Below are 25,332 nucleotides of genomic sequence, written 5' to 3'. Positions count from 1 at the left end.
CGATCGACGGGTACCCCCGATCGACGAGCCAAGGAGGCGGCCATGACTGTGGCGCACGTCGGAGAGCGGCTGCTGACCCCAGGGGAGGTCGCCGCGCTGTTCCGGGTCGACCCCAAGACGGTGACCAGGTGGGCGACGGCGGGCCGGATCGGCTCCATCCGCACCCCGGGTGGGCACCGCCGGTTCCGCGAGTCCGAGGTCAAGACCCTGCTGGCCGAGTTGACCACCGAGGCCATCGACCAGGCTGTCTGACCGGCACGGGCCGACCACGCCACCACCAGGTCGGCCCGCCCCGGCAGGCGCCCCCCGCAGGTCCCCAGGTCGACCGGCCCACCCAGTGATCCCCGGCCCACCCGCTAACCCGTGTCGACCGGCCCACCCGCTAACCCGACAAACCGGCTAACCTCGAACACCTGACCCGTTCGAAAGGTGGCCACGCATGCTCTACCTGCTCGCCGCGGTCGGCGCGATCACCGTCGGCGTGCTGCTGTGGAAGGCGTTCGGCGTCCGCCCGGCCGAGGTCGCCCAGCGCCCGAGGCACGTGATCGCCCCGGACGACGACCCCGAGTTCCTGCGGGGCCTGGACAAGTTCCGTGAGAAGCCCGACGGCGAGGACAAGCCGCCCGCCTGACCCGAACGGGTCAAGGCGGGCTTTACCCTTCTAGGCCGTGCGGGGCCGCGGGCCGCTGGCGAAGTCGTCGGCGACGGTGGCGGCCATCTCCAGCAGTGCCAGCCTGGTCTCCGGCGCCAACCGCTCCAGCTCGATCTCCGCGCCCTCTTCCAGGTGCGGGTCGAACGGGATCCGGCAGACCGCCCGGCAGCGGGCGCCGAAGTGCTGGGCCAGCTTGTCCAGGTCGACCGAGCCGGACTTCGGCCGCACCGAGTTGATCACCGCGACCGAGCGGGCGACCAGCGTCCGGTAGCCGTGCGCGTCCAACCAGTCCAGCGTCGCCGAGGCGCTGCGGGCGCCGTCGACCGAGCCGGACGAGACGATCACCAGCGAGTCGGCGACGTCGAGCACGCCCTTCATGGCCGAGTGCATCAGTCCGGTGCCGCAGTCGGTGAGCACGATGTTGTAGAAGTGCTCCAGCAGCGACACGGTGCGCCGGTAGTCGTCCTCGCTGAACGCCTCCGACACCGCCGGGTCCTGCTCGCTGGCCAGCACCTCGAGCCGCGACGGCCCCTGCGAGGTGTAGGCCCGGATGTCGCTGTAGCGGCGGATGCGGCCCGCGTCGCGCAGCAGGTGCCGCACGGTGGCGGTGGTCTCCAGCGGGATCTTCTGGCTCAGCGTGCCGCGGTCGGGGTTGGCGTCCACCGCGATGACCCGGTCACCGCGCAGCGACGAGAACGTCGAGCCGAGCGTGGTGGTCGTGGTGGTCTTGCCGACGCCGCCCTTGAGGCTGAGCATCGCGATCTTGTAGCACCCGCGCAGCGGCTGGTTGACCCGCCCGATCAGCTCCCGCCTGCGCACCTCGGCCGGGCTCTCGCCGACGTTGATGAGCCTGCCGGTGGCGACGTAGACGGCCTTGCGCCAGCCGGACTGCGGCGCCCGCTTGGACTGCTTGAGCAGCCTGGCCGAGGACAGCTCCTCACCGTGGCCCGGCTGGCCGTACCCCGGGCCGACCTGGTGCGGCCCGGTGACGGCCGGGTTCTGCGCGTACGGGTTCTGCTGGCCCTGCTGCGGTACGGGGCCGGGGAAGTGCTGCATCGGCGGCGGGAACTGCTGCATCGGCTGCTGCTGCGCGTGGTGCTGAGGCGGCTGCTGCTGCGGGACCGGCTGCTGCGCCGGGCGCTGGTGCTGGACCGGCGGCCGCGCCTGCTGGTGCTGGACCGGCGGGACCTGCGGCTGGACCGGCTGCTGCGGGGCTTGGTGCTGGTGCGCCGGGGGCTGCTGGCCCTGCTGCTGCGCGGGCTGGCCCGGGTTGACGCGCGCCGGGTTGGGCACGATCTGCGTTTCGTTCGGGTTCGGCTCTTCGGCGACCGCGGGTGCCTGCTGGGCCGGGCCCCGGGGGGTCATCGGCTGGGTACCGGCGGCAGGCGCGTCAGGACCGCCGGTGGGCGGCAGGTACAGCGCGGCCGGGTCGACGGCCTGCTCGAGCGGCGCCGCCTGCTCCGGTCCGGCGAGGTGCGCCTCCGCGAGCTCGGGATCCGGACCGAAGTCGGGCGTGCCGGTACCGGTTCCCCCGGTCACCACCGGCGGCCGCCAGGCCACCTCGGACTCGTCATGGCGTCCAGTCACCCCTGAGACCCCTCCCGCGAACCTCGACCCTGTGGCTGCGACGGTAGTCGCTCACCGCGCCACCCACCGAAGGGGGTAACGCGGTGTGCACAAGCAACCGCAGGTCGGAGGGGGTCAGGCGTACGAGTGCAGCCCGGCGATGACCAGGTTGATGAAGAACAGGTTGAACACGACGAGCGCGAAGGCGACCGAGTTGATGATCGCGGCCCGGCTGCCGCGCCAGCCCGCCGTCGCCCGCGAGTGCAGGTACCCGGCGTAGACGACCCAGGCGACGAAAGCGACGGTCTCCTTGGGGTCCCAGCCCCAGAACCGGCCCCAGGCGGCCTCGGCCCAGATGGCGCCGCAGATGATGCCGAAGGTGTAGATCGGGAAGGCGAAGATCGTGGTGCGGTAGGCGAGCCGGTCGAGCGACTCCGCGGCGGGCAGCCGGGGGCCGATCTTGGCGAACTTCGCCGGGTTGGCGTCGTGGCGGACCTTGACCAGGTACAGCACGCTGACCACACCGGGCACCAGGAACAGCCCGCTGGACAGGATCGCCGCGGAGACGTGGACGACCAACCAGTACGACTGCAGCGCGGGCATCACCGGACCGGCCGAGGTGTAGAGCGCGGTGCCGCCGAGGAACATCAGGATGACCACCGGGGTCAGCACGAACGCGCCGAGCCTGCGCACGTCGAACTTGCGCAGCAGCACCAGCCAGGCCACCACGGCGACGAACATCGTCGCGGCCCCGTACTCGTACATGTTGCCCCACGGCGCGCGGCCGGTCGCGACACCGCGCGTCACGATGGAACCCAGGTGCAGCAGGGCACCCAGCACGGTCAGCGCGACGGCGATCCGCCCGAACCGCTCCGGTTTGCCCGCGCCCGCAGGCTCCTCGATGCGGCCGACGGCCGGGGTGTCCGGTGTGGTCGGTGCCCCGGCGCCGATCAGCTCCCTGGCGAACTCGGACTTCTTCGCCTTGCGGGTGAAGGCCTGTTCGATGGTGTAGAAGATCATCGCGAACACGTAGACCAGCGCGGCGGCGCGGTAGAGCCAGTCGCTGTAGGTGGCCAGCGTGTCATTGACCGGCATGTCAGGTACCTCTCCTGCTTGTCCCCGCCCCGCCTGACCCGGCACCTCGACCGAGCAGCTGGGCAGCGAGCCTGTGGAACTCCTCGCCGTAACCCGCCTGGTCGGTGCGGGCGAGGCCACCGACGCGCACCACGGTACGGCCCGCGTCGCCGGGGGTCGCGCGGACCCACAGCCTGCGGCGGCGCACGGTCAGCGACACGCCGAGCCCGAGGATCATGGTGACCGCGGCGACCAGCACCCACAGCTGGGTCGGGTCGTGCGAGACCTGCAGCGACACCCACGGGACGACGCCGTCGAAGCTCACCTTCGTGCCGTCGTCGAGGGTGATCGCCTCGCCTTGGCGCAGGTTCTGCCGCGCCACCCTGGTGAGCCGCCCACTGTCCACCAGGGACTGGTCGATCTGGAAGATGGACTGCCCGCGACCGGAGTCGATGCCCAGGTCGCCGCGCATGACGTCGACGGCGACCGCCGGGTCGGACAGCTGCGGGTGCACCGAGGTGAGCAGCTTGTCCTCGATGAGCGCGGTCGGGGCGAACAGGCCGGTGACCGCGAGCTGCCGCTTGCGCCGCTCGGCGGCGTCGGTGACCCCGGGCGGGTCGAACTTGGTGGCGCCCTCCGAGAGCAGCGTCAGGTTGTCCACCGGCCGCCACTGCAGGGTCTGGGTGCGCTTGGTCCCGTCGGGGAAGGTGACGGTGAAGGTGGGCGCGTAGCCGTGGCCGAGCAGGTAGACCCGGTCACCGGCGACCCGCAGCGGGTCGTTGACCTTGAGCTTGTACGGGGTCCAGGTGTCGCCTGCGAGTTCGTCGCCCGCCTGGTAGTCGATGCCCGCGGAGAAGGAGTCGGCTTGCCCGTTGGGCAGGTACTTGGCCTCGAAGCTGTTGACCCGCACGCAGAACGGTGTCAGGTCGGTGCCGTCGACGCGCAGGCCGGGCCGGAACGAGTCGTAGCCGAGGGTGCCCGCGTTGCAGAACTCGGACCCGTCGGCCACGACGATGACCTGGCCCTCGTAGTTGGTCATCTTGCCGACCGCGAGCGACACGATCAGCGCGAGCATGGCGAAGTGGAACACCAGGTTGCCCGCCTCGCGCAGGTAGCCGCGCTCGGCGCTGACGCTGCGGGCGCCGTCGTCCTCCTCGGTCTCGACCAGCCGCCAGCCCTTGAGCCGGGCCCTGGCGTCGGCCATGACCCGCTCGGGCGTGGTGTCGAGTTCGGCGCTGAGGTGGTGCGGCAGGCGGGTGAGGTTGCGCGGGGTGAGCACCGGCTTGTCCCGCAGCGCCTTGGCGTACTCGACCGTGCGCGGCACCAGGCAACCGACGAGCGAGATGAACAGCAGCAGGTAGATCGCGGAGAACCAGACGCTGGCGTAGACGTCGAAGAACTGCAGCCGGTCGAGCAGCGCGCCCCACCAGCCGTGCGCCTCGATGTAGTCCAGCGCGCGCGGCAGGTTCAACGACCGCTGCGGCAGCAGGGCGCCGGGCATCGCGGCGAGGGCGAGCAGGAACAGCAGGATCAGCGCGGTGCGCATGGAGGTCAGGCCGCGCCAGGTGTTGCGCACGAACGCCCGCGCCCGGGCCACCCGGCTCACAGCGGGATCTCGTAGTCGGAGACGACGGTGTTGCGCAGCCACGACACCAGGTCGGCCCACAGCCCCGTGACCAGCAGAATGCCGACGACCATCAGCAGCGCGCCACCGAAGAGTTGGACGCCGCGGCCGTGCGCGCGCAGCCACGCGGTCGCGCGCACCGCCCACCGCGCGCCCAGGGCAATCACCAGGAACGGGATGCCGAGCCCCAGGCAGTAGACGATGACCAGCAGGAACCCGCGCGCTGCGGTGCCCCCGGTGGACGCGGCGATGGTCATGACCCCGGACAGCGTCGGGCTCACGCAGGGCGTCCACCCGAGGGCGAAGACACCGCCGAGCACCGGCGCCCCCGCGAGCCCGAACCGGGGCGTCTTGTGGATGCGGATGTCCTTCTGCAGCCCGGGGACCAGCCCGATGAACACCAGCGCCATGGCGATGGTGACCACCCCGCCGACCCGCTGCAGCACCTGTTCGTTGATCAGCAGCGCGTCGGCCAGCCACACCAGGCTGCCGATCGTCGCGGTGAACACCGCGGTGAACCCGAGCACGAACAACCCGGCCGCGCCGAGCACCCGGTAGCGGCCCTTCTTGCGCTCCTCCTGGTCGCTCACCGCGGGCGCCTCGGCACCCACGAGCGCGGCGAGGTAGGCGAGGTAGCCGGGCACCAGCGGGACGACGCAGGGCGAGGCGAAGGAGAGGAACCCGGCCAGCAGCGACAAACCGGCCGCCACCAGCAGCGGCCCGGAGATGGCAAGCTGCGTCGGGTCCACCGGGTCAGCGTAGGGAAGCGGTCCTGAGGGCTGTCCTGGGGTGGCCTACCGCAGGACGTGGGTCACACCGGGGCCTCAGCGGCTGTCCGGCGGGGTCCAACCGGTCTCGGTGACCACGACCCTGGCCAGCTCGCTGAGCTTGGTGTTGGTGTCGCGGGCGTGCCCGCGCAGCAGGTCGAACGCCGCCGCCATGTCCAGCCCGAGCCGCTCGGCGAGCACGCCCTTGGCCTGCTCGATGATCACCCGGCTGGTGAGCGCCTCCTGCAGCTGCTCGCTCAGCAGCGCGTGGTCGCGGACCGCGCGCGCCTGCAGCAGGCTGATGGTGGCGACGTCGACCAGTGCCTTGGCGGTGTGCATGGACAGGTCGTCGAGGTCGCCGGGGGTGGACCGGAACAGGTTGAGCGCGCCGATCGTCTCCGACCGCAGGCGCATCGGCAGGGCGAACACGGCGTGGTACCCGTCGGCGATGGCGGCCGAGGCGAACCGCGCGTCGGCGGCGTCGACCCGGGTGAGGTCCGGCCGCGAGACCGTGCGGCCGCTGCGGTAGGCGGCCAGGCACGGCCCCTCGCCGTGGCGCAGCTGGAACAGCTCCAACCTGCGCACCGCCTCGCTCGAGCTGGTGACCATGTGCAGCTCGCCGTCCACGGTGGCGAGCAGGATCCCCGCCGCGTCGATGGCCAGCAGCTCGACGCAGCGGCCCACGAGCAGTTGCAGGAAGTCCAAGACGTCGAAGTCGTCGACGAGGGTGTCTGCGAGTTCGACGAAGGTCTCGAAGAGTCGTTGGTGCTTCACGGGGACTCACCTCCTGTGTCGGGGTCTTCCGGGGACAGGTCCCGGCCGGGGTCGGCGAACCGCACCTTGCGGGCCACCACGTCGTCGGCGAGGTCGACCAGCGGGCGCCCCTCCGCGAACGAGCGCGCCCGCAGGCTGGCGAACGCCGAGGAGACGTCGGTGCCGAGTTGGACGGCCACCATCCCGGTGGCCTGGTGGATCTGCGGGCTGGTCAGCACGGCGGGCTCGGAGATCAGCAGGTCCATCGCCACGCGGGCGAAGAACACGGCGTCGGCGCGGGCGAGGGAGGACAACTCCCCCGCCGTGTGCCGGTAGACGCCGAGCGCGCCGAGGCGGATCGCACCGATCGTCATCGGGAACGCGAACACTGACGCGATCCCGGCGAGTCCTGGCGCGCCCGCGTACAGCGGCCACGTGCCCGCGGCGAGCGCCCCGGCGAGGTCCGGCACCAGCACCGGCCCGCTGGTCGCCCACGCCGTGGTGAGCGGTCCCTCGCCGACGGTCAGCTCCCACTCGGCCAACCGCAGGCCGGTCTCGCCGGTCGAGTGCGTGCCGAAGGCGCCGTTGTCGACCGCGACGACCAGGACCGCGCCGTCGACGGCGAGTCTGCGTTGGACGAGGTCGCACAACCGGTCCGGGGTCAGGGCACCGCCGTGCGCCGCGGTGGCGGCGGCGATCCACTCGGTCAACTCCGCGAGGTGGCCAGCCCGTCCCGCATCGGTCACGTACTCGCCACTTCCTGTTGAGCGAGTCACCTCCGCACCCGGCGAGCACGACGCCAACACCCTAGTCCCGCACTGTGGACCCCGGGACCGGGCGGTACTGGTCCCTTCGAGTGGTGCGCGTGGCGGGTGGTCCCGGCCGGGGGAATAGTTGGAGAGCGCTCCAGACCCCGGCGTTGGTGACCACCACGTCTGGAGACAAATATGACAGCGATCACATCCGGCGTCATTTGCGACACCATCCGCACGGCGCCCCGGACTTCACCTGATGAGACTAGGCGGGGAAACTCCGGAAATCGCAACCTTTGCCCTCGCGCGGCGAGCACGGCAATGTCGTCACCAGCGCTCGCTCAGCGCAGTGGGTATTTGCAGGGAATACCCCACATGGTGCGGGGACACCGCGCACGTCGCCGTCTGGTCGGCACCGGTCGACCGGTGCCCGTGGTGTCCCCGCACTCCCCGCCCCGGCCGCGCCAGCGGTCCCGACCGAGTGGTGGGCGGTGGAGCGGGAATGGCTGAGGCGTCGTTGTTGACCAGCCGCCAGGCGTGGGAGCGGTGCGTCGGCCGCCGGGAGCGGTTGAGCGGGATGGTGGTGCGGTTCGGCCTCGACGACCAGGTGGACGACGTCGTGCACGACGCGTTCGTCGCGGTCATGGCCATGCCGAGGCTCTACCCGGACGGGTTCGACGCGTTGCTGGAGACCGTGGTGTGGCGGCGTTGCCTGGTTCTCGCGGCGAGCGAGGCGGCGCGGCGGCGGCTGCTCAGGCACGCCGCGCTGCAGCCCGCCCCGACCGGCGACCACGCGGAGGCAGTGGTCGAGCGGGTGCACGCCCAGTGGCTGCTGCGGCACAGCGGGGTGCTGCGCGAGCCGGACGTCTGGATGCTCGACATGGTCAGCGCGGGCTACCGCAGGCAGGACATCGCCGAGGTGTCCGGGCGATCGGTGTCCGAGGTGGACCGGGCATTGCGCGCGGTTCGGCGCCGGGCTCGCGACAAATACGAGGTCAGGACATTCCAGTCAATTCACGTCAATTAGTCGCCGATTCGGCGATGAGCCGGTCGACCAGCGGGGTCAGGTCCTCGGCCAGCAGGTCGCGCATGAATGCCGCGGCGACCCGGCCCTGTTTGTCGAGCACGAAAGTGGCGGGCACGACCGCCCGGGGATAGCCCTTCAGCACGATGAGGGATTTCCCAGGCGGGTCGTAGATGGACGGGTAGGTGAGGCCGCGGTCGCGCATGAAGTCCTGCGCGGCGTCGCGCTGGTTGTCGCGGACATCGATGCCGACGACCTGGACCTGGTCCGGGTAGCGGTCCTGGACCTGTTGCAGCTGCGGGGCTTCGGCGCGGCAGGGGCCGCACCACTGGCCCCAGATGTTGAGCACGACGACCTTGCCCCGGTAGGACGAAAGGGAAATCCGGGTGTCGTCCATGAGCGACGGTCCGGACACCTCCGGCAGCTGCTTGCGGTCGGCGCCGTCGTAGGTGATGTCCGTCTTGCCACCCGGGGAGACGAACACGAACTCGGTCCCGCTGGCGACCGCGTCCTTCGACGACGAGCAGCCCGACACCAGCAGCAGCGCGCCGAGGACGCCGGCGAGGACCCGCATCACGCGCCGGTGTTCTTCGGGTCGCTGCTGCCCGCCGGTTCGGTGTAGCGCAGGCCGACCAGCTGCTCGTCCTCGAACACCAGGCTGGTCAACGACGCCAGCGAGCACTGCCGCTTGCTCGGGTTGTGCCAGAGCCGCTTGCCCTCCAGGTAGCGCCGGACCGTCCACACGGGAAGCTGGTGTGAGACGCACACCGCCTCGTGGCCGACCGCGGCCGCCCGCGCGCGGTGCACGGCGCCGAGCATCCGGTGCGCGATCGCCAGGTAGGCCTCGCCCCAGGACGGGGTGAACGGGTCGCGCAGGTGCGGCCAGTTGGCCGGGGACCGCAGCGCACCGTCGCCGACGGAGACCTTCTTGCCCTCGAACACGTTCGACGACTCGATCAGCCGGTCGTCGGTGGCCAGTTCCAGCCGGTGCGACGCCGCGATCGGGGTGGCTGTCTCCTGCGCGCGCTGCAGCGGCGAGGCGACCACGTGCACGATGTCGCGGTCGGCGAGGTGCTCGGCGACGGTCAGCGCCTGGCGCTTGCCGGTGTCGGAGAGCCGGAAGCCGGGGAGCCTGCCGTAGAGGACGCCGGTGGGGTTGTGCACCTCGCCGTGGCGCAGCAGGTGCACGATCGTCTGGGTCACGCGGGCTCCTTCGCGGCCGCGGCGGCGGCCGCTGCCTTGGGCAGTGCGGCGGCGATCTGCTCGAACGCCGCGTCGTCGAGCGCGGCGCTGACGAACCAGGCCTCGAAGGCGCTCGGCGGCGGGTAGACGCCGTGGTCGAGCAGCGCGTGGAAGAACGCGGGGAACCGCCAGGTCTGCGCGGCCTTGGCGCCCGCGTAGTCGACGACCGGGTCCTCGGTGAAGAACACGCTGAGCAGGTTGCCCGCGAACTGGACCCGGTGCGCCACACCGGCTTCCGACAGCGCGGTGGTCAGCAGCGCGCCGAGGCGGGTCGCGTTGTCGTCGAGCGCGCGGTACACGTCGGCGTCGGCGGCGCGCAGCGTCGCCAGGCCCGCGGCGACCGCGACCGGGTTACCGGAGAGGGTGCCCGCCTGGTAGACCGGACCGACCGGGGCCAGGTGGTCCATGATGTCGGCGCGACCACCGAAAGCGGCGGCGGGCAGCCCGCCGGACATGACCTTGCCGAAGGTGTAGAGGTCACCCTCGACGCCCTCGATGCCGTACCAACCCCCGGCCGAGACCCGGAAGCCGGTCATCACCTCGTCCATGATCAGCAGGGCGCCGTGCTCGGCGGTGATCTCCCGCAGGCCCGCGTTGAACCCGGGCACCGGGGCGATCGCGCCCATGTTGCCCGCGGCGGCCTCGGTGATCACCGCGGCGATCGACGGCCCGTGCTCGGCGAAGACCGCGCGCACCGCGTCCAGGTCGTTGTAGGGCAGCACCAGGGTGTCCTCGGCCTGCGCGCCGGTGACCCCGGGGGTGGTCGGCAGGCCGAGCGTGGCGAGCCCGGAGCCCGCCTCGGCGAGCAGCGCGTCGACGTGGCCGTGGTAGCAGCCCGCGAACTTGACGACGCGCTTGCGGCCGGTGAACCCGCGCGCCAGCCGGATGGCGCTCATGGTGGCCTCGGTGCCGGAGTTGACCAGCCGCACCTTCCGCACCGGCTGGACCCGCCGGATGATCTCCTCGGCCAGGTCGAGCTCGCCCGGGGTCGGGGTGCCGAAGGACAGCCCGCTGGTGGCCGCCGAGCGCACCGCGTCGACCACGGCCGGGTGGGCGTGCCCGAGGACCATCGGCCCCCAGGAGGACACCAGGTCGACGTAGCGGTTGTCGTCGGCGTCCCACAGGTACGCGCCGAGCCCGCTGACCATGAACCGGGGTGTGCCGCCGACCGCGTTGAAGGCCCGCACCGGCGAGTTCACCCCGCCCGGGATGACCGCCTTGGCCCGCTCGAAGAGCGCGGCCGAGCCGCGCACGTGTGCCTGCTCCTGCGCTGTCACCCGACCAGTCTCGCAAACCCGGTCGGGTGGCCGCGCTCACGCCCGGCGTGACCTGGTGCGCACCGCGAGCGCGAGCTGGCGACCGGCGTCGAGCAGCAGCAGCGCGGCGAGGGTGCCCACCGCGACCGAGATGCCGATCCAGTTGCCCGCGAAGTGCTGGAAGTCCAGGTCGGGCCGCTCGGCCACCGGGGCGAGCTGCACGGTGCCCCGGTCGTAGGCCCACAGCGCGAACCACACCAGCGCGCCGACCAGCACCAGCTCGACGGCGGCGGCCACGGCGCGGCGGGGCCGGTTCAGCCCACCGGTCGGGTCCGGCCAGCCGAGCCCGACGGCCTCCGGCTCCGAGGTCTGCGGTGTGCTCACCCGCTCAGCCTCTCATGCCGGGGCCCTCACGCCTCGCCAACCGGCGCGGCGGTGAAGTACACCCGGGTGTCCACCCGCAGCAGCAGCGTCACCACAGTCACCCAGATGACGACGATGAGGACGAACAGCAGGAACGCCAGCGAGGAGCTGGCGTGCGCGTTGGCCGCGGCGGGGGCGCCCAGCGCACCGACCAGCGCGGTGGCCATCAGCGCGACCCGCGCCCACGGCTTGCCCGCGCGCACCGGCCAGGCGAGCAGCAGTGCGGCGATCGCGGACAGCCCGGCGCCGAACCCCAGGTACCCCGGTGGCCGGTCGCCGGAGACCAGCAGCCCCCCGGTCAGCACCGCGCTCACGACCGCACCCCAGACCGCGAGCGTCACCGCGGCGGGCCTGCCGGTGAACTCGTCGGGGGTGTTGTCCGGGTCCGTGCTGGGGGTCGGCTCGGTCACGGGAGTTATGTAGCCCCAGGCCATCCCGGTGTTACGAGGCGCTCGCCACGTCGGCAGCGGCGTCCCGAACCGGGCCCCCCGCCCTCTCGGACAGGTGTACCCAGGTCAGGACGCCGCCATGACCGATCTCAGCCGGCGTGCCGCTGCTCGAAGTACGGCTTGGCCTCGGCGGTGAACATGAAGTAGATCGCGCCGCCGACGATGAGCACCTGGATCACGCTGATCACCATGTCGACCGGTGCCGCGCCCTCGGTCACCAGGCCGAGCACGGAGACCAGGATGCCGAGCAGGCCGAGGATGGCCAGGGTCATCCGGGCCCAGTTGCGCCCGGCGCGCATCTTGAACGCGAAGAGCAGGTAGAGCGCGAAGAAGCCCACCGCGACCACACCGCCGAACACCAGGCCCGCGGTGACCGCGCCGTCGACGGTGAGGCCCGCGGCGTTGCTCTTGGCGAGCTCGCGCGCGGCGTTCTCCCGCAGGGCGTCCATGCCGAGCAGCAGCGTGAGGACGAAGCCGACGAGGCCGAGGAGGCCGCTGAGCACCCACAGCTTGAAGGCGTTCTCGACCGACGCGGGCTTGGGGGCCTGCTGGCCGTACCCGGTGACCGGCGGCGCGGCGGGCAAGGGCTGGTACGGGTTGTTCTGGGGATCGGGTCCACTCGTAGTCATGCTGGCAAGTTATTGGACCCCGGGTGCGAACGCACGATTGTTAGCCGAGATGTCGTCGACCCGTTGGCCGCGCTGGACCCGTGACCAGCGGGGTCAGCTCGCGAGCCGCTGCTTGTCGAAGTACGGCTTGGCTTCCTTGCCGTAGAGGCGGGCGACGGTGATGCCCAGGAGCACGATCTGCAGCACGGAGAGCACCGCGCCGCCGCCGCCGGTGAGCAGGCCCAGGAGCAGCAGCACGGCGTGCACCACCGCGAAGATCGAGACGGTCAGCCGCGCCCAGTTGTGCCCGTTGCGCACCGGGAAGCTGAGCGCGCCGTAGGCGATCACCGGGATCAGGGCCAGCACCAGCGCGAAGGCGAACGCGGTGGTGGCGCCGAGCTGGACGGCCTCCGCGGTGGCCGCCTGCCCCGACTCGACGAGGCCGTCCCTGATCACCTTCTCGAAGCCCTTGCGGCCGATGGCGAGCACCAGCACCACGGCGAGCAGGTTGAGGCCCGCCTGCACCAGCAGCAGGGTGAACGCGGTCCGCACGGCCTTGGGCCGCTCGGTCGGCCACTCCTGGTGCGGCAGCGGGATCTGCACCGGCGGCGCGGCGGGCAGCGGCTGCGGGGTGGGCTCGTTGTCCTGGGGACCGGGTCCGCTCGTAGTCATGCGGAGAAGTTATTGGTTCCTGAGAGGCGACGCACGCCCGTTTCGGGCGTTGTGCCCCAGCGGTCACCGGAGTTCACCGGGGTGGTCCAGTGATCAGCGGCCGCAGCGCGGCGGCGAGGGCGACCGCGTCGAGCGCCCAGGCGAGCACCACGGTGCCGTCGTCGAGCTCCAGCGGCAGTTCGGTGGTCTTCTTCGGCACCGTCCAGCCACCCCCGAGCGGGCGGGCACCGACCGGGGTGCCGACGTCGGTCGCCGACACGATCCTGGCCACCGGCAACGATTCCCGGCCCTGGTGCAGCGCGGCGGGGGTCAGCACGACCCGGCACACCTTGCGCCGCACGCCGACCCACCCGGCGGTCATCGCGAACAGCCCGAGGCCGACCATCGCCCAGGCGAACCAGTGCACCCGCCCGCTCGCGGCCTCCACCCCGATGCCCGCGGCGCTGAACAGCGGCCCCCACAGCAGCGGCCACCGCGTCGACCCGGGTTCGGCGAACAGCACCGGCCCCTCGTCGGGGTCGATCACGGTGCGGCGCGGAAGAACCGGCGGCCGCCCTTGCCGAACAGCAGGCCCACCGCGACGATGATCACCAGCGAGCTGCCGAGGCCGTAGATGGTGACCCGGCCGACGGAGTACTGGAACAGCGCGGCGAACACCGCGACGACCAGCAGCAGCGTCCGCGCCTTCCGCACCCCGCGCCGCGCCTGGTAGGCCAGCAGCAGGAAGAAGCCGAAGAACATCGCCGACCCGAGCAGCAGCCACCAGGACAGCCCGTTCGCGGTCGCCGCCAGGTCGGCCGCGCTCACCTCGGACTTGCCCGCAGCGCGGAACCGCTCGTACTCGCGCAGCGCCCAGTCGTCGCGCAGCCGGAAGAACAGCACCGCGCCGACGATGCCGAGCGCGCCCGCGAGCACCCACATCCAGAACGAGACCCGCACCGCGATGGGTGGGTCGGTCCGGACCTCCGCCTCGTCGGCGGTGGGCATGACCGGGGGTTCCTCGGGCACCGTCACCGGGCGAACATACCCGTCAGCGCTGGTCGAGCCAGCCCGCGGCCTCGGTGGCCCAGTAGCTCAGGATCACGTCGGCGCCCGCGCGGCGGATCGCCAGCAGCGACTCCAGCACGGTGCGCCGCCGGTCCAGCCAGCCGTTCGCGGCGGCCGCCTCGACCATCGCGTACTCGCCGGACACCTGGTAGGCGGCGACCGGCACGTCGGCCACCTCGCGCACCGCGCGGATCACGTCCAGGTAGGCCAGCGCTGGCTTGACCATGACCAGGTCAGCGCCCTCGTTGAGGTCGAGCGCGGTCTCCCGCAGCGCCTCGCGGACGTTGGCCGGGTCCTGCTGGTAGCTCATCCGGTCGCCGGTGAGCTGCGACTCGACCGCGTCGCGGAACGGGCCGAAGAACGCGGAGGCGAACTTCACCGAGTAGGCGAGGACACCGGTGTCGACGTGCCCGGCGGCGTCGAGCGCCTCGCGGACCACCCCGACCTGGCCGTCCATCATCCCGCTCGGCCCGAGGTACTGGGCGCCCGCCTCGGCCTGCGCCAGCGCCATGTCGGCGTAGATGGCGAGGGTGGCGTCGTTGTCGACGTTGCCGTTGTCGTCGAGCACGCCGCAGTGGCCGTGGTCGGTGAACTCGTCGAGGCACAGGTCGGACATGAGCACGGTGTCGTCGCCGAGTTCGGCGCGCAGGTCGCGCAGCGACACGTTGAGCACGCCGTTCGGGTCCACCCCGCCCGACCCGGTGGCGTCCCGGGTCTGCGGCACGCCGAAGAGCATGATCCCGCCGACCCCGGCCTGCACCGCAGCTACCGCCGCCTTGCGCAGCGTGTCGCGGGTGTGCTGGACGACGCCCGGCATGCTCGCGATCGGGACGGGCTCGGTGGCGCCCTCCTTCACGAACATCGGCAGCACCAACTGCCTCGGGCGCACCTCGGTCTCACTGACCAAGCGGCGCAAGGCAGGCGTGCGGCGGAGCCTGCGCGGGCGGTGGTTGGGGAACATGGTCGCCTCTCCGGGCTTGCCTGAAGAGCCTCTCCAGGCTGGTCTTGAAGCAGTGCGGGCGGCGTGCTGGTGTGCACGCCGCCCGCAAGCGGTCTAGCGCCGCGCGCGCTTGGTCTTGCGCGGCGGGGGTAGTGCGCCCTCGGCCCGCAACCTGGCCGCGTGCTCGGCCAGCGCGTCCACCAAGGCAGGCACCGTCGCGTGCTCCGGCTGGACGTCGACCCGGAGGCCGAACTCGCGGGCCGTCTCCGCGGTCTTGGGCCCGATGCAGGCGACCAGGGTCCGCGCGTGCGGCTTGCCCGCGATGCCGACCAGGTTCCGCACGGTGGACGACGAGGTGAAGCACACCGCGTCGAACCCGCCGGTCTTGATCATCTCGCGGGTCTCGGCGGGCGGCGGCGCCGCGCGCACGGTCCGGTACGCGGTCACGTCGTCGATCTCCCAGCCCCGGTCGCGCAGACCGGCGGCCAGGGTCTCGGTGGCGATGTCCGCGCGCGGCAGCAGGACCCGCTCGACCGGGTCCAGGATGTCGTCGTAGGGCGGGAAGTCGGCGAGCAGGCCCTCGCTGGACTGCTCACCGGAGGGCACCAGCTCGGGGTTGATGCCGAACGAGCGCACCTTCGCCGCCGTCGCCTCGCCGACGCAGGCGATCTTCACACCGGAGAACGCGCGGGCGTCGAGACCGAACTCGGCGAACTTCTCCCACACCGCGCGCACCGCGTTGGTCGAGGTGAAGATGACCCACTGGTACCGGCCGTCGACCAGGCCCTTGACCGAGCGCTCCATCTGCGCCGGGCTGCGCGGCGGCTCGACCGAGATGGTCGGCACCTCGCTGGGGATCGCGCCGTGCAGGTGCAGCCGGTCGCTCATCTCGCCAGCCTGGTCCTTGGTGCGCGGCACCAGGACCCGCCAGCCGTAGAGCGCCCGCGACTCCCACCAGGACAGCTTCGAGCGCTGCGCCACGGCGGCGCCGACGGTGACCACCAGGTGGCCGGAGATCTCCCCGGCGTCGGCGGCCAACGAGGCCAGCGTGGTGTCGATGGTGCGCTGGCTGGTGTTGGTGCCGTCCGCGGTGACCGCGACCGGGGTCTGCGGTGCCAGGCCGTGCTCCACCAGCGAGGACGCGGCCTCGGCGAGGTGGCTGGCGCTGGCGTGCAGCACCAGCGGTCCGGGCACCCCGGCAAGACCGGCCCAGTCGATGTCGCCGCGCACGTCGACCTCGGTGTGCGTCGAGCCGAGCGCGATGCCCGCGTAGGCGGGCACGGCGGTCGCGGCGGAGACGCCGGGGATCACGTCGAACACCACGCTGGTGCGGGCCACGGCCTGGGCCTCGGCCACCACCGCGGAGTGGGTCAGCGGGTCGCCCGCGACGAGGCGGACCACGACCCGCCCCGCCTTGGCCTCGCCTGCGAGGTCCTTGGCCACGTCGGCCGGTTCGCCGACGGCTGGCCGCACCTCGGCGCCCGCCCTGGCGAGCGCGAGCACGCCGGAGGGGACGTCGGGGTCGGTCACCACGAGCTCCGCGCGTTGGAGCAGCTCTTTCGCGCGAACGGTGAGCAGTCCCGCGTCGCCGGGGCCGGAGCCCACGAAAGCGACGCGTCCGGGGGACTTTCGTGCACGGGTGGTCATTGTCAGGCCACTTCCCATCAACTACGCCTCGGGACCGGAGAGCACCCCGGCCCCGAGTTCCAGCAGCTCGGCGGCCAGCGCGCGACCGAGCTGCTCTCCTGCGGTCAGGTCACCGGTTGCCGATGCGCGCATGATGTCAACGGCCCCGGCCGGGTCGTTGGCGTCGTACGCGGCGGCGACCCCGCGCAACGACAGGCGGTGGACCACCCTGTCGTCGGCGTCGAGGTCTTCCACTACCTCGGCCAGCGCGCCCACCGGCGCGCTGCAGCCCGCTTCGAGCGCGGCGAGCATCGCCCGCTCCGCCGCGACGGCCACCCGGGTTGCTTCGTCGTCCACTGTGGACTGGAGGAGGTGCTCGACGTCGACGTCGTCGACGCGGCACTCCACCGCCAACGCGCCCTGCGCGGGCGCGGGCAGCATCTGGATCGGGTCGAGGGTCTCGGTGATCTCGTCGAGCCTGCCCAGCCGGGACAGGCCAGCGCGGGCCAGCACGACACCGTCGAGCGCGCCCGAGGTCACCATGGCGATGCGGGTGTCCACGTTGCCGCGGATCGGCACGATCTCGTGGCCGAAGCCGAGCGCGCGCAACTGGGCGGCGCGCCGCGGCGAGCCGGTGCCCAGGCGCGAGCCGGGCGGCAGCTCACCGAGGGTGAGGCCGTCGCGGGCGATCAGCGCGTCGCGCGGGTCCTCGCGGCGCGGCACCGCGGCAAGCGAGAGCCGGGAGTCCGGCGCGGTCGGCAGGTCCTTGTAGGAGTGCACGGCCACGTCGATGGCGCCCTCGGCGAGCGCGTCGCGCAGCGCCGAGGTGAACACCCCGACACCGATCTCGGCGATCGGCGCGGACGAGCGGTCACCGGGGGTGGACACGGTGATGATCTCGACCTTGGCGCCCGCGCGTTCGAGCTCGTCGGCGACCAACTGGGTCTGGGTCAGGGCGAGCGCGCTGCCCCGGGTACCGATCCTGATCACTCGGTCCATGGCTTACCACCGTCCACAGGAGACTCGTGCGGGGTCGTGACGGCCGCCGGGTGCTGCGGGTCGAGCGCGAACAGCTCGCGCAGCACCTCGGCGTAACCGGTGCCCCGCGGTCCCGAGGCCAGTTCCTTGACCCGGACGGTGGGGGTGTGCAAGAGCTTGTCGACCACCCGGCGCACGGTGCGGGCCAGCTCCTCGCGCACGGGGGCGTCCAGCTCGGGCAGCCGCGCGTCCAGGCGCAGCAGCTCGGCGTCGACGACCTCGGCGGCGCGGCGGCGCAGCGCGGTGACGGTCGGGGTGACCTCGGCCGAGCGCTGCGCGGCGAGGTAGCCGCGCACCTCCTCGGCGACGATCTCGGTGGCCAGCGCGGTGTCGGTGCCGCTGGGCGCGTCGGCCAACCGGCGCTGCAGGCTGGCCAGGTCGACGACGCGCACGTCGGCGAGGTCGGCCACCGCGTCGGTGACGTCGCGCGGGAGGCCGAGGTCACAGACGACCAGCGGCTTGCCCGAGCGGGGGAGCACGGAGTCCTCGGTGATCACCGCGCCGACCGCGCCGGTGCAGGACACCACCAGGTCGGCCTCGGCGATGCGGGCGGGCAGCGCGTCGAGCCCGGTCGCGCTCGCGGGCACGCCCTGCTCGACCAGCGACGCGGCCAGCCGGGCCCCGTTGGCCTCGGACCGGTTGGCGATGACGACCTCGCCGATCCCGGCCCGGCGCAGCGCGGCGGCGGCGAGCCCGCCCATCGACCCGGCGCCCACGACCAGCGCCCGGCGACCAGCCAGCCCACCGAGGGCGGCGTCGGCGTCGGCGAGCGCCTCGGACACCACCGAGCCGCCGACCTGGTCGAGACCGGTGTCGGTGTGCACCCGCTTGCCGATCCGCAGCGCCTGCTGGACCAGCTCGTGCAGGGTGCGCCCGACGGTGCCCGCGTCGGTGGCCGCGCCGTAGGCGAGCCGGACCTGGCCCAGGATCTGCGACTCGCCGACGACCATGGAGTCCAGGCCAGCGGCGACGGTGAACAGGTGCTGGGCGGCGGCCGCCGCGTAGTGCACGTAGAGGTGGTCGTAGAGGGCGGCCACGTCAGTGCCGGAGTGCCGCGAGAGCACGCCCGCGATGTCGGCGAGCCCGGCGTGGAACGCGTCGACGACGGCGTAGACCTCGACCCGGTTGCACGTGGAGACCAGCACGGCCTCGGACACGTTCGGGCAGTCCAGCAGCTCGCCGAGCAGCTTGGGCACGTCGACGGCGGCGACGGTGACCCGCTCGAGCAGGCGCACCTCGGCGGACCGGTGCGACATGCCGACGGCGATCACGCTCACGAGACCACCATCCCGTCCACCGCCCTGCCGTTCGCTGCTCGACCGTTCGCCTCGGCCAAGACCGCGGCGTTGTCCGCGCGGCGGGCCACGTGGAAGGAGAGGACCTGCAGCTCGACGGCCAGGTCGACCTTGCGGACCTCGACGTGGTCGGGCACCTGCAGCACGACCGGCGCGAAGTTGAGGATGCACTGCACACCGGCGGAGACCAACCGGTCGCACACGGCCTGCGCTGCGGGCGGCGGCGTGGCGATCACACCGATGGAGACCTCGCGCTCGGCGCACACGCGGGCGATGTCATCGATGTGGCCGACCGGCAGCCCGCCGACGGGCACGCCGACCAGGTCGGGATCGACGTCGAACAGAGCGGTCACGGGAAAACCCCGTCCTGGGAACCCCCCGTAGTTGGCCAGGGCGTGTCCCAGGTTACCGATCCCGACGACCGCGACGCTGTGCTTGCGGGTCAGCCCGAGGATCCGCTCGATCTCCTCGATGAGCACCGCGACCTCGTAGCCGACGCCGCGGGTGCCGTAGGAGCCGATGTAGGACAGGTCCTTGCGCAGCTTCGCCGAGTTGACCCCGGCGGCGGCGGCGAGCTCCTCGCTGGAGACGGTGCCGGAGCCGTGCTCCTGCATGCCGGAGAGCACCCGCAGGTAGACGGCCAGCCTGGCGACGGCGGCCTCGGGGATCGCCCGCGCCCGCTCCCGAGCGGCGGGCACCTCGGTGACCCTCGGGATGGGGGTGGTGATCTCCGCGGCGGTGGGGGCGGGCGGGGTGACGCCGACCCCGTTCCGCTGGCCTCGCTGTGCCGCCACGCTGTAGCTCCTCGAGGGTTTTCGTCTCCGGGTCGCCATAACGGTACCGCTTGTGAACGTGTGCACAAAGTCAGTGGCCAGCGGCTTGACCAAGCCCACACCGGGGGCCCCGGGGACGCGAAAGGTGGGCGGGTGCGCACCCGCCCACCTGCGCCGATCGATCAGTACCGCGGTCCGCCCGCCGGTCAGCCCTTCGGCGTGAGCACGGTGTCGATCACGAACACCGTGGCGTTCTTCGTCGGGATGTTCCCGCACAGCACCTTGGCCCCGTTGATCGTGATGTCGTCCCCGGTGCCTTCGATCTTGATATCCCCACCCGCCGCGTTGAGCGACTTGACGGTGCCCGCCGCCACCAACCCGTCCCGGTTGTAGCGCTTGGGCACCACGTGGAACTGCAGGATCGGCGCCAACGCGGCCGGGTTCGCCGCCAACTCCTGGAACTGCGCGTCCCCCAGCGCCGCGAACGCGGGATCCGCCGGGGCGAAGATCGTCAGGTTGTCGGTGGTGTTCAGGGTGTCCACCAACCCCGGGATCGCCTTCACCGCGGCCACCAACTTCGTCAACAACGGGTTCGTACTGGCAGCGGTCGCCACCGGCTGCGGCCCCATCGACGTCAACCCACCCGCCGCGTCCCCCTGCGGCAGGTCCTTGCAACTGGGCCCGAACACCTCCGCCGCCGTGGTCACCCCATCCGCCGCCGCCGCGGCAGCCCCCATCTGCGCCCCAGCGGTAGTCGTCGTGGTCGGCACAGCAGCCGTCGAAGCCGCCGTACCCGAATCCTTGTCACCACACCCACCCAGCGCCAAAACCAGAACAGCGGCAGCGCCTAGGACCGGCTTGAGGTTGCTCACCAGAATCTCCTCCAACTGTGGACAATCCCCAGGAATTCGCCCCCACCCCACCCCCGGTTTGGCCCCACACAACACTTTCCCCCTCACGAACGGGTGATTTCCCCCAGAAGTCCCGCCACGACTTCGCGCGCCCCCAACATCGCTCCACACCGCCAAGGCCGACCACAACACGCCTCGAACACCCCAGGCCCATCCCCCAGCGGCTCCACACCACCAAACGCGACCCCGACCTACCGGCCATCCCCACGCTCGGACGCAAGCGCCCTGACCACCCGGAGCTTCACCATCGCGGCCGCCACGACCGCCCCCGCCTAGCCAGACGCTGCTCCCGGCCTACCCGCCCCACTCCGCCGGACGCCCCTCCCGGTCTACCGGCGCGGCTTCGCCGAGCGCCCCCTCTGGCCTACCGCCCCCGGATCGCGCCCGCGCGCGGTCCCTCCCCCGCCCAGCCCCCACCCTCTCCGGGGGGCGTCCCTGGGCCAGTCTACCGGGACCCACCGACAGTCGATCTTGAACCGACCCCCGCGGAGATCCACATGTGGATAACTTCTGTACCCCGCAAGGATGAAATCCGGGACACCCGGAAATGATCACTCCACAGTGAACAGAGAGGAGTGCCAACCCGTTGCGCCATCAGGGATCGGCGGCACTCGCATCTCGGTCTGCGCCATCCCCCGGCGGTCGGTCGCTCGTACCTCGGCCCGGTGACTGCCCGCGGTCAGCTGGAATGTCGTCTGCCACTGCCGCCAGGTCTGGTCGTTGACCTCCACCCCGAGGTCCGCTTCCTGCCAAGCCCCGCCGTCGATCCGGACCTCCACCCGGGCGATCCCCACCGTCTGCGCCCAAGCGATACCGGCGATCGTCACGGGGCCCGCAGGCACAGAAGCAAAGCCGCGCGGTACGTCGATCCGGGACTGGGTCTTGATGGGCCCGCGAGTGCCCCACCCGCGCTCCTCCCAGTAGAACGGCTTCTCCCCGAAGCGCGTGAGTTCCATGTCGACGACCCACTTGGTCGCGGAGACGTACCCGTACAGGCCCGGCACCACCATCCGCGCGGGGAAGCCGTGTTCAAGCGGGAGCGGTTCGCCGTTCATGCCGATGGCGAGGAGGGCGCCGCGGCGTTGGTCCATCAGGTCGGCGACCGGGGTGCCCGCGGTCCAGCCGTCGATGCTGGAGGAGAACAGCTGGTCGGCCGAGGGCTGGACTCCTGCTTCCATCAGCAAGTCGCGCAGGGGGATGCCGATGAAGTTGGACGTCGAGATGTAGGGGCCGCCGACCTCGTTGGACACGCAGGTCATGGTGATCGTGCGTTCCACCAGTGGCCGACCGCGGATGTCGCCGTAGTCCAGGTTGAGTTCGGTGTCGACGAGGCCGTGGATGCGCAGGTGCCAGTCCTCCGCGCGCAGCCGGGGCACGGTCAGCGCTGTGTCGACGCGGTAGAAGTCCCGGTTCTGCGTGATGAACGTCGGGTTGCCCGGGAACTCGGCCCCGCGCGGGATGGCCGGTGCGGCGACCTTCGGCGTCAGCCGACCGACAGCGGCCCGCGAACCCTCCACGTCCACGCGCCCGGACAGGAACTGCCCGAACCCGCCGAGCACGCCCGCCCCGACCGCGACCCCACCGGACACCTTCAGGAACGTCCGCCGGGACTCGTCGGAGGACCCCCGCGCGCGAGCGGAGTTGTGCAGGAACCGGAACGCCACCACGCCGACCACAAGGGACGCGAGCGGCGCGACCACGGCGAGCGCACCGAGGTCCGGCCGGTTCAAGACCGCGGCCACACCCAGCAGCCCGAGCACGCTGGCCAGCACGAGACCCGGCAACGGCGTCCGGCGGGACAGGAGCCCGGCCACGACGGCGAACACCACGATCGTCAGGCCCATCCCGCCGAGCAGGACGACCTTGTCGTAGGTGCCGAAGGTGCGGACCGCGAAGTTCTTCAGCCAGGACGGCGTCAGGTCGATCGCGGTGTTGCCGACGGCGAGGAAGGGGGACGCGTTCGGGCCGACGAACCCGGCGACGACGTGACCAGCGGCGAGTGCGGCGGCCACGGCGAGGACGCCGACAAGTGCGGCCACCCTCTTGCCGAGCCTGTCAGAAGTGTCCACGGGGGTGATTCGGAGCGGACGGCCCCGCGGATCGGGACTCGATCAGGTGAGCGCCGCGCGCAGCCGGTCTTCCTCGACCTTCCAGTACCCGTGCTCGGCGTCGTCCACGAGGATCACCGGGACCCGGTCGCCGTACTCGGCGCGCAGTTCCGGGTCGCTGTCGACGTCCACCGCGGACCAGTCGACGCCCAGGTCGGCGCAGACGCGGGCCACATCGGACTCGGCGACCTCGCAGGCGTGGCAGCCCTGCCTGGTCATGACGGTCACCCTGCTCATGCCTCGACGCTACCGCGCAGCCCGGCCCGGCGGATCTTGCCGGTGGCCGAGTGCGGCAGCTCGGCGGCGAACTCGACCACGGTCGGCACCTTGAACCGGGCCAGGTTGACCCGGCAGTGCTCGAGCAGCCGCTCGCGGGTCAGCTCGACGCCCGCCCGCGCGACGACGACCAGCTTCACCCGCTCGCCCGCGCGCTCGTCCGGCACGCCGACCGCCGCGACCTCGGCGACCTCCGGCAGCTCCGCCACGACCTGCTCGACCTCGTGCGGGTACACGTTGAACCCGTTGACGATGATCAGGTCGCCCGCGCGGTCCACCAGCCGCAGGTCGCCGTCGGGGTCGAAGTAGCCGACGTCGCCGGTGCGGAACCAGCCGTCGGCGTCCGGGCCGTCGGCGCCGTCGGGCCAGTAGCCGCTGAACAGGTTCTGCCCGCGCGCGGCGACCAGGCCGGTGTCGGAGTCGTCGCCGAAGTCGGGGTCGTCCTCGTCGGCGGGGTTGGCGACCTGGGCGCCGTCCGCGTCGACCAGCCGCAGCTCCACGCCGGGGATGGCCCGGCCGACCGAGCCGGGTTTGGCCGCGCCGCCGACCAGGGTCGAGGTGAGCACCGGGCCGGTCTCGGTCAGGCCGTAGCCCTCGTAGATCGGCAGGCCGGTCTGCTGCTGGAACAGGGCGAGGGTGCGCGGGTCGAGCGGGGCGGCGCCGGAGGTCAGCATCCGGGCGGTGGCCAGCGCGTCGCCGAGCCGGTCGCGGCCCGCGGTGGCGAGCGCCTGGTAGATGGCGGGGACGCCGACGAGGGTGGTCACCCGGTGCTCGCGGCACGCGTCGAGCGCGGTGTCGACGGTGAACCTGCCGGTCAGCACGCCCGTGGCCCCGGTGAGCGCGACCTGCCAGAGGCCGGACAGCCCGTAGGCGTGGGCCAACGGGACGGCGAGCAGCACCCGGTCGGTCGGGGTCACCGGTGCGGGGCGCAGCGCGGCGCACTGGGCGGCGTTGGCCAGCAGCGCGCGGTGCGACAGCATCACGCCGCGCGGGGTGCCCGCGGTGCCGGAGGTGTGGCAGAGCAGGGCGATGTCCTCGCCGCCGCCGACGGCCGGGAACGGCGGCACCGGCTCCGGGGAGTCGTCCAGCACCGGATCGGGGAGGGCGGTGACAACTCCGCCGGTGCGATCGGTAACCCTGGGTACGCCGAAAGCGAAACACACACCGCTGTGGTCGAGAACCCGCTCGACTTCGCGGGGGACCGCGTCGGTGCCGAGCGGCACGGCCACCGCACCCGCCCGGAGCACCGCGAACAGCACGACACAGGCCTGGAGGTCGTTGGACATCACGAGCGCCACCCGGTCACCCGGGGCGAGCCCCACCCCCACCAGGGTGTTCGCGTACCGGCTGACGGCGGTGTCCAGCCGCTGCCAGCTGAGTGAACGCGACTCGGGGACGTCGACCAGCCCGAGGTGGGCAGGTACGTTCTCGCTCGCCGCGGTCACCAGGTCGGCGACGTTGCGGGTCGGTGTGTCGGCCATCGGCGGACCTCCCTCGTTCCATCCCACCCACATCGATCACCAACCAGGAAGCAGCGGCACCGCAGTGTGGCACGCATCACCCACGTCACGGTTAACTACTCGTTCCGTTCCCGTCCTGGTCACGACACCGCTCACGACCGAGAAGTAACACCAAGCCAAGCTGCGATGCCCCGGCGGTGGCGCGACCGCCGGGTCCCGAGGGAGTGTGCGGCCGTCCGATGACCCGCCAGACGCGATCCGACCCGTCCAGCCGCAACGTGCCCTCGGCACGGTCGACAACCGACGGCGCCGGGCAGGACGGGGCGGTGCCGGACCAGGCGCACAGCGAGTCGTGGGCGCTGGTGCACGCCGCGCAGCAGGGCGACACGGTGGCCTTCGGGCAGCTCTACGACCGGTACGTGGACGTGGTCTACCGCTACGTCCTGTTCCGCGTCGGCGACCGGGAACTGGCCGAGGACGTCACCAGCGAGACGTTCTTACGCGCCTTACGCCGCATCACCTCCGTGACCTACCAGGGCCGCGACGTCGGCGCGTGGTTCGTCACCATCGCCCGCAACCTGGTGCTCGACCACGTCAAGTCCAGCCGGTTCCGGCTCGAGGTGACCACCCCGGAGATCCGCGACTCCGAGCGGGTCGAGGCCGGTCCCGAGCAGCAGGTGATGTCCAAGGTCACCAGGGAGGCGCTGCTCGGCTGCGTCGACCAACTGGGCGACGACCAGCGCGAGTGCATCGTCCTGCGGTTCCTGCAGGGCTTGTCCGTCGCCGAGACGGCGGAGATCATGAACCGGAACGAGGGCGCGGTCAAGGCGCTGCAGCACCGCGCGGTGCGCAGGCTGGCCCAGCTGCTGCCGACCGAACTGCGGTGATCCGGTGGGTTCGAGCCGATTCGGCGCACCCCGGTGGGAGAGTGTGCGTTGACCCGTTGGGGTCAATCGATATGTGCCACGTGGCCGGGCCGTAACCCGGAGGCAGGCG

At 72.1% G+C, this 25,332-nt stretch carries 28 protein-coding genes; 4 read left to right on the top strand and 24 right to left on the bottom strand.

Features of this window, described 5'->3' with window-relative positions:
- Nucleotides 1-42 precede the first annotated feature (42 nt).
- Both LV79_RS07110 and LV79_RS07105 read left to right on the top strand, forming a co-directional pair.
- Nucleotides 43-252, top strand: coding sequence for a BldC family transcriptional regulator (locus tag LV79_RS07110; protein ID WP_253833296.1), 210 nt, complete (start codon nt 43-45; stop codon nt 250-252).
- Nucleotides 253-439: 187 nt separating this feature from the next.
- Nucleotides 440-631, top strand: coding sequence for a hypothetical protein (locus LV79_RS07105; RefSeq protein WP_253833294.1), 192 nt, complete (start codon nt 440-442; stop codon nt 629-631).
- A gap of 30 nt (nt 632-661) precedes the next feature.
- On the opposite strand, the gene LV79_RS07100 is transcribed toward LV79_RS07105, so the two are convergent.
- The 6 genes from LV79_RS07100 to LV79_RS34360 form a co-directional block, all read right to left on the bottom strand.
- On the bottom strand, nt 662-2,239 hold the full coding sequence (locus LV79_RS07100) for a MinD/ParA family ATP-binding protein (RefSeq protein ID WP_253833292.1): 1,578 nt from the start codon (nt 2,237-2,239) through the stop codon (nt 662-664).
- Nucleotides 2,240-2,353: 114 nt separating this feature from the next.
- Complete coding sequence (ccsB, locus tag LV79_RS07095; protein ID WP_253833290.1) at nt 2,354-3,313, bottom strand: c-type cytochrome biogenesis protein CcsB; 960 nt, start codon at nt 3,311-3,313, stop codon at nt 2,354-2,356.
- Between the two features lies 1 nt (nt 3,314).
- The gene (gene resB, locus LV79_RS07090; protein ID WP_253835867.1) at nt 3,315-4,838 is read right to left on the bottom strand and encodes a cytochrome c biogenesis protein ResB; all 1,524 of its coding nucleotides are present in this window, start codon (nt 4,836-4,838) and stop codon (nt 3,315-3,317) included.
- A gap of 56 nt (nt 4,839-4,894) precedes the next feature.
- Nucleotides 4,895-5,665: a cytochrome c biogenesis CcdA family protein gene (locus tag LV79_RS07085; RefSeq protein ID WP_253833282.1), complete on the bottom strand. Its 771-nt coding sequence runs from the start codon at nt 5,663-5,665 to the stop codon at nt 4,895-4,897.
- A gap of 75 nt (nt 5,666-5,740) precedes the next feature.
- Entirely contained in the window at nt 5,741-6,457 is a 717-nt protein-coding gene (locus tag LV79_RS07080) for a GAF and ANTAR domain-containing protein (RefSeq protein WP_253833274.1), read from the bottom strand.
- Complete coding sequence (locus LV79_RS34360; RefSeq protein WP_253833272.1) at nt 6,454-7,182, bottom strand: GAF and ANTAR domain-containing protein; 729 nt, start codon at nt 7,180-7,182, stop codon at nt 6,454-6,456. The genes LV79_RS07080 and LV79_RS34360 overlap by 4 nt, the downstream gene beginning before the upstream one ends.
- A gap of 508 nt (nt 7,183-7,690) precedes the next feature.
- Between LV79_RS34360 and LV79_RS07070 the strand changes: the two genes are divergently transcribed.
- Nucleotides 7,691-8,215, top strand: coding sequence for a hypothetical protein (locus tag LV79_RS07070; protein ID WP_253833269.1), 525 nt, complete (start codon nt 7,691-7,693; stop codon nt 8,213-8,215).
- On the opposite strand, the gene LV79_RS07065 is transcribed toward LV79_RS07070, so the two are convergent.
- From LV79_RS07065 to LV79_RS06980, 18 genes are all read right to left on the bottom strand, one after another.
- The gene (locus LV79_RS07065; protein WP_253833267.1) at nt 8,208-8,786 is read right to left on the bottom strand and encodes a TlpA family protein disulfide reductase; all 579 of its coding nucleotides are present in this window, start codon (nt 8,784-8,786) and stop codon (nt 8,208-8,210) included. The two genes, LV79_RS07070 and LV79_RS07065, sit on opposite strands and share 8 nt — an antisense overlap.
- Nucleotides 8,786-9,415, bottom strand: coding sequence for a histidine phosphatase family protein (locus LV79_RS07060; protein WP_253833265.1), 630 nt, complete (start codon nt 9,413-9,415; stop codon nt 8,786-8,788). The genes LV79_RS07065 and LV79_RS07060 overlap by 1 nt, the downstream gene beginning before the upstream one ends.
- Nucleotides 9,412-10,731 (bottom strand): glutamate-1-semialdehyde 2,1-aminomutase, encoded by a 1,320-nt coding sequence (hemL, locus tag LV79_RS07055; RefSeq protein WP_253833264.1) that lies wholly within the window; start codon nt 10,729-10,731, stop codon nt 9,412-9,414. Before hemL ends, LV79_RS07060 begins: the two co-directional genes overlap by 4 nt.
- A gap of 36 nt (nt 10,732-10,767) precedes the next feature.
- A complete protein-coding gene (locus tag LV79_RS07050; protein WP_253833262.1) occupies nt 10,768-11,094 on the bottom strand; it encodes a hypothetical protein in 327 nt (108 codons plus the stop codon).
- A 26-nt stretch (nt 11,095-11,120) separates the two neighbouring features.
- Nucleotides 11,121-11,543 (bottom strand): hypothetical protein, encoded by a 423-nt coding sequence (locus LV79_RS07045; protein WP_253833260.1) that lies wholly within the window; start codon nt 11,541-11,543, stop codon nt 11,121-11,123.
- Nucleotides 11,544-11,671: 128 nt separating this feature from the next.
- Nucleotides 11,672-12,211: a hypothetical protein gene (locus LV79_RS07040; RefSeq protein ID WP_253833258.1), complete on the bottom strand. Its 540-nt coding sequence runs from the start codon at nt 12,209-12,211 to the stop codon at nt 11,672-11,674.
- Nucleotides 12,212-12,304: 93 nt separating this feature from the next.
- Nucleotides 12,305-12,862, bottom strand: a complete 558-nt coding sequence (locus LV79_RS07035; protein ID WP_253833257.1) for a hypothetical protein — start codon at nt 12,860-12,862, stop codon at nt 12,305-12,307.
- Nucleotides 12,863-12,935: 73 nt separating this feature from the next.
- Nucleotides 12,936-13,388 (bottom strand): transport-regulating membrane protein Mce1N, encoded by a 453-nt coding sequence (gene mce1N / locus LV79_RS07030; RefSeq protein ID WP_308208925.1) that lies wholly within the window; start codon nt 13,386-13,388, stop codon nt 12,936-12,938.
- Nucleotides 13,385-13,876 (bottom strand): hypothetical protein, encoded by a 492-nt coding sequence (locus tag LV79_RS07025; protein ID WP_253833255.1) that lies wholly within the window; start codon nt 13,874-13,876, stop codon nt 13,385-13,387. The genes mce1N and LV79_RS07025 overlap by 4 nt, the downstream gene beginning before the upstream one ends.
- A 16-nt stretch (nt 13,877-13,892) precedes the next feature.
- Nucleotides 13,893-14,870 carry a porphobilinogen synthase gene (hemB, locus tag LV79_RS07020; protein WP_253833253.1) on the bottom strand — a complete coding sequence of 326 codons (978 nt, stop codon included), beginning with the start codon at nt 14,868-14,870 and terminating at the stop codon, nt 13,893-13,895.
- A 93-nt stretch (nt 14,871-14,963) separates the two neighbouring features.
- Nucleotides 14,964-16,496 (bottom strand): bifunctional uroporphyrinogen-III C-methyltransferase/uroporphyrinogen-III synthase, encoded by a 1,533-nt coding sequence (locus tag LV79_RS07015; protein WP_253833251.1) that lies wholly within the window; start codon nt 16,494-16,496, stop codon nt 14,964-14,966.
- Nucleotides 16,497-16,517: 21 nt separating this feature from the next.
- Nucleotides 16,518-17,474, bottom strand: a complete 957-nt coding sequence (gene hemC, locus LV79_RS07010; protein WP_253833249.1) for a hydroxymethylbilane synthase — start codon at nt 17,472-17,474, stop codon at nt 16,518-16,520.
- Nucleotides 17,462-18,769, bottom strand: coding sequence for a glutamyl-tRNA reductase (locus tag LV79_RS07005; protein ID WP_372495331.1), 1,308 nt, complete (start codon nt 18,767-18,769; stop codon nt 17,462-17,464). The genes hemC and LV79_RS07005 overlap by 13 nt, the downstream gene beginning before the upstream one ends.
- Before the next feature lie 17 nt (nt 18,770-18,786).
- Nucleotides 18,787-19,602, bottom strand: a complete 816-nt coding sequence (locus LV79_RS07000) for a redox-sensing transcriptional repressor Rex (RefSeq protein ID WP_253833245.1) — start codon at nt 19,600-19,602, stop codon at nt 18,787-18,789.
- A 185-nt stretch (nt 19,603-19,787) separates the two neighbouring features.
- Entirely contained in the window at nt 19,788-20,351 is a 564-nt protein-coding gene (locus LV79_RS06995; RefSeq protein ID WP_372495330.1) for a fasciclin domain-containing protein, read from the bottom strand.
- Between the two features lie 692 nt (nt 20,352-21,043).
- The gene (locus LV79_RS06990; RefSeq protein ID WP_253833241.1) at nt 21,044-22,561 is read right to left on the bottom strand and encodes a molybdopterin-dependent oxidoreductase; all 1,518 of its coding nucleotides are present in this window, start codon (nt 22,559-22,561) and stop codon (nt 21,044-21,046) included.
- A 42-nt stretch (nt 22,562-22,603) separates the two neighbouring features.
- On the bottom strand, nt 22,604-22,837 hold the full coding sequence (locus LV79_RS06985) for a glutaredoxin family protein (protein ID WP_253833239.1): 234 nt from the start codon (nt 22,835-22,837) through the stop codon (nt 22,604-22,606).
- The gene (locus LV79_RS06980) at nt 22,834-24,357 is read right to left on the bottom strand and encodes an AMP-binding protein (protein ID WP_253833237.1); all 1,524 of its coding nucleotides are present in this window, start codon (nt 24,355-24,357) and stop codon (nt 22,834-22,836) included. Before LV79_RS06980 ends, LV79_RS06985 begins: the two co-directional genes overlap by 4 nt.
- Before the next feature lie 218 nt (nt 24,358-24,575).
- Between LV79_RS06980 and LV79_RS06975 the strand changes: the two genes are divergently transcribed.
- Nucleotides 24,576-25,223, top strand: a complete 648-nt coding sequence (locus LV79_RS06975; RefSeq protein ID WP_253833235.1) for a sigma-70 family RNA polymerase sigma factor — start codon at nt 24,576-24,578, stop codon at nt 25,221-25,223.
- Nucleotides 25,224-25,332 lie beyond the last annotated feature (109 nt).

Source organism: Actinokineospora globicatena (assembly GCF_024171945.1).
In the GTDB taxonomy this organism is placed as follows: Bacteria; Actinomycetota; Actinomycetes; order Mycobacteriales; family Pseudonocardiaceae; genus Actinokineospora; species Actinokineospora globicatena.
The sequence above is the reverse complement of the archived record's forward strand: the minus strand, read 5'-3'. Positions and strand labels throughout refer to the sequence as shown.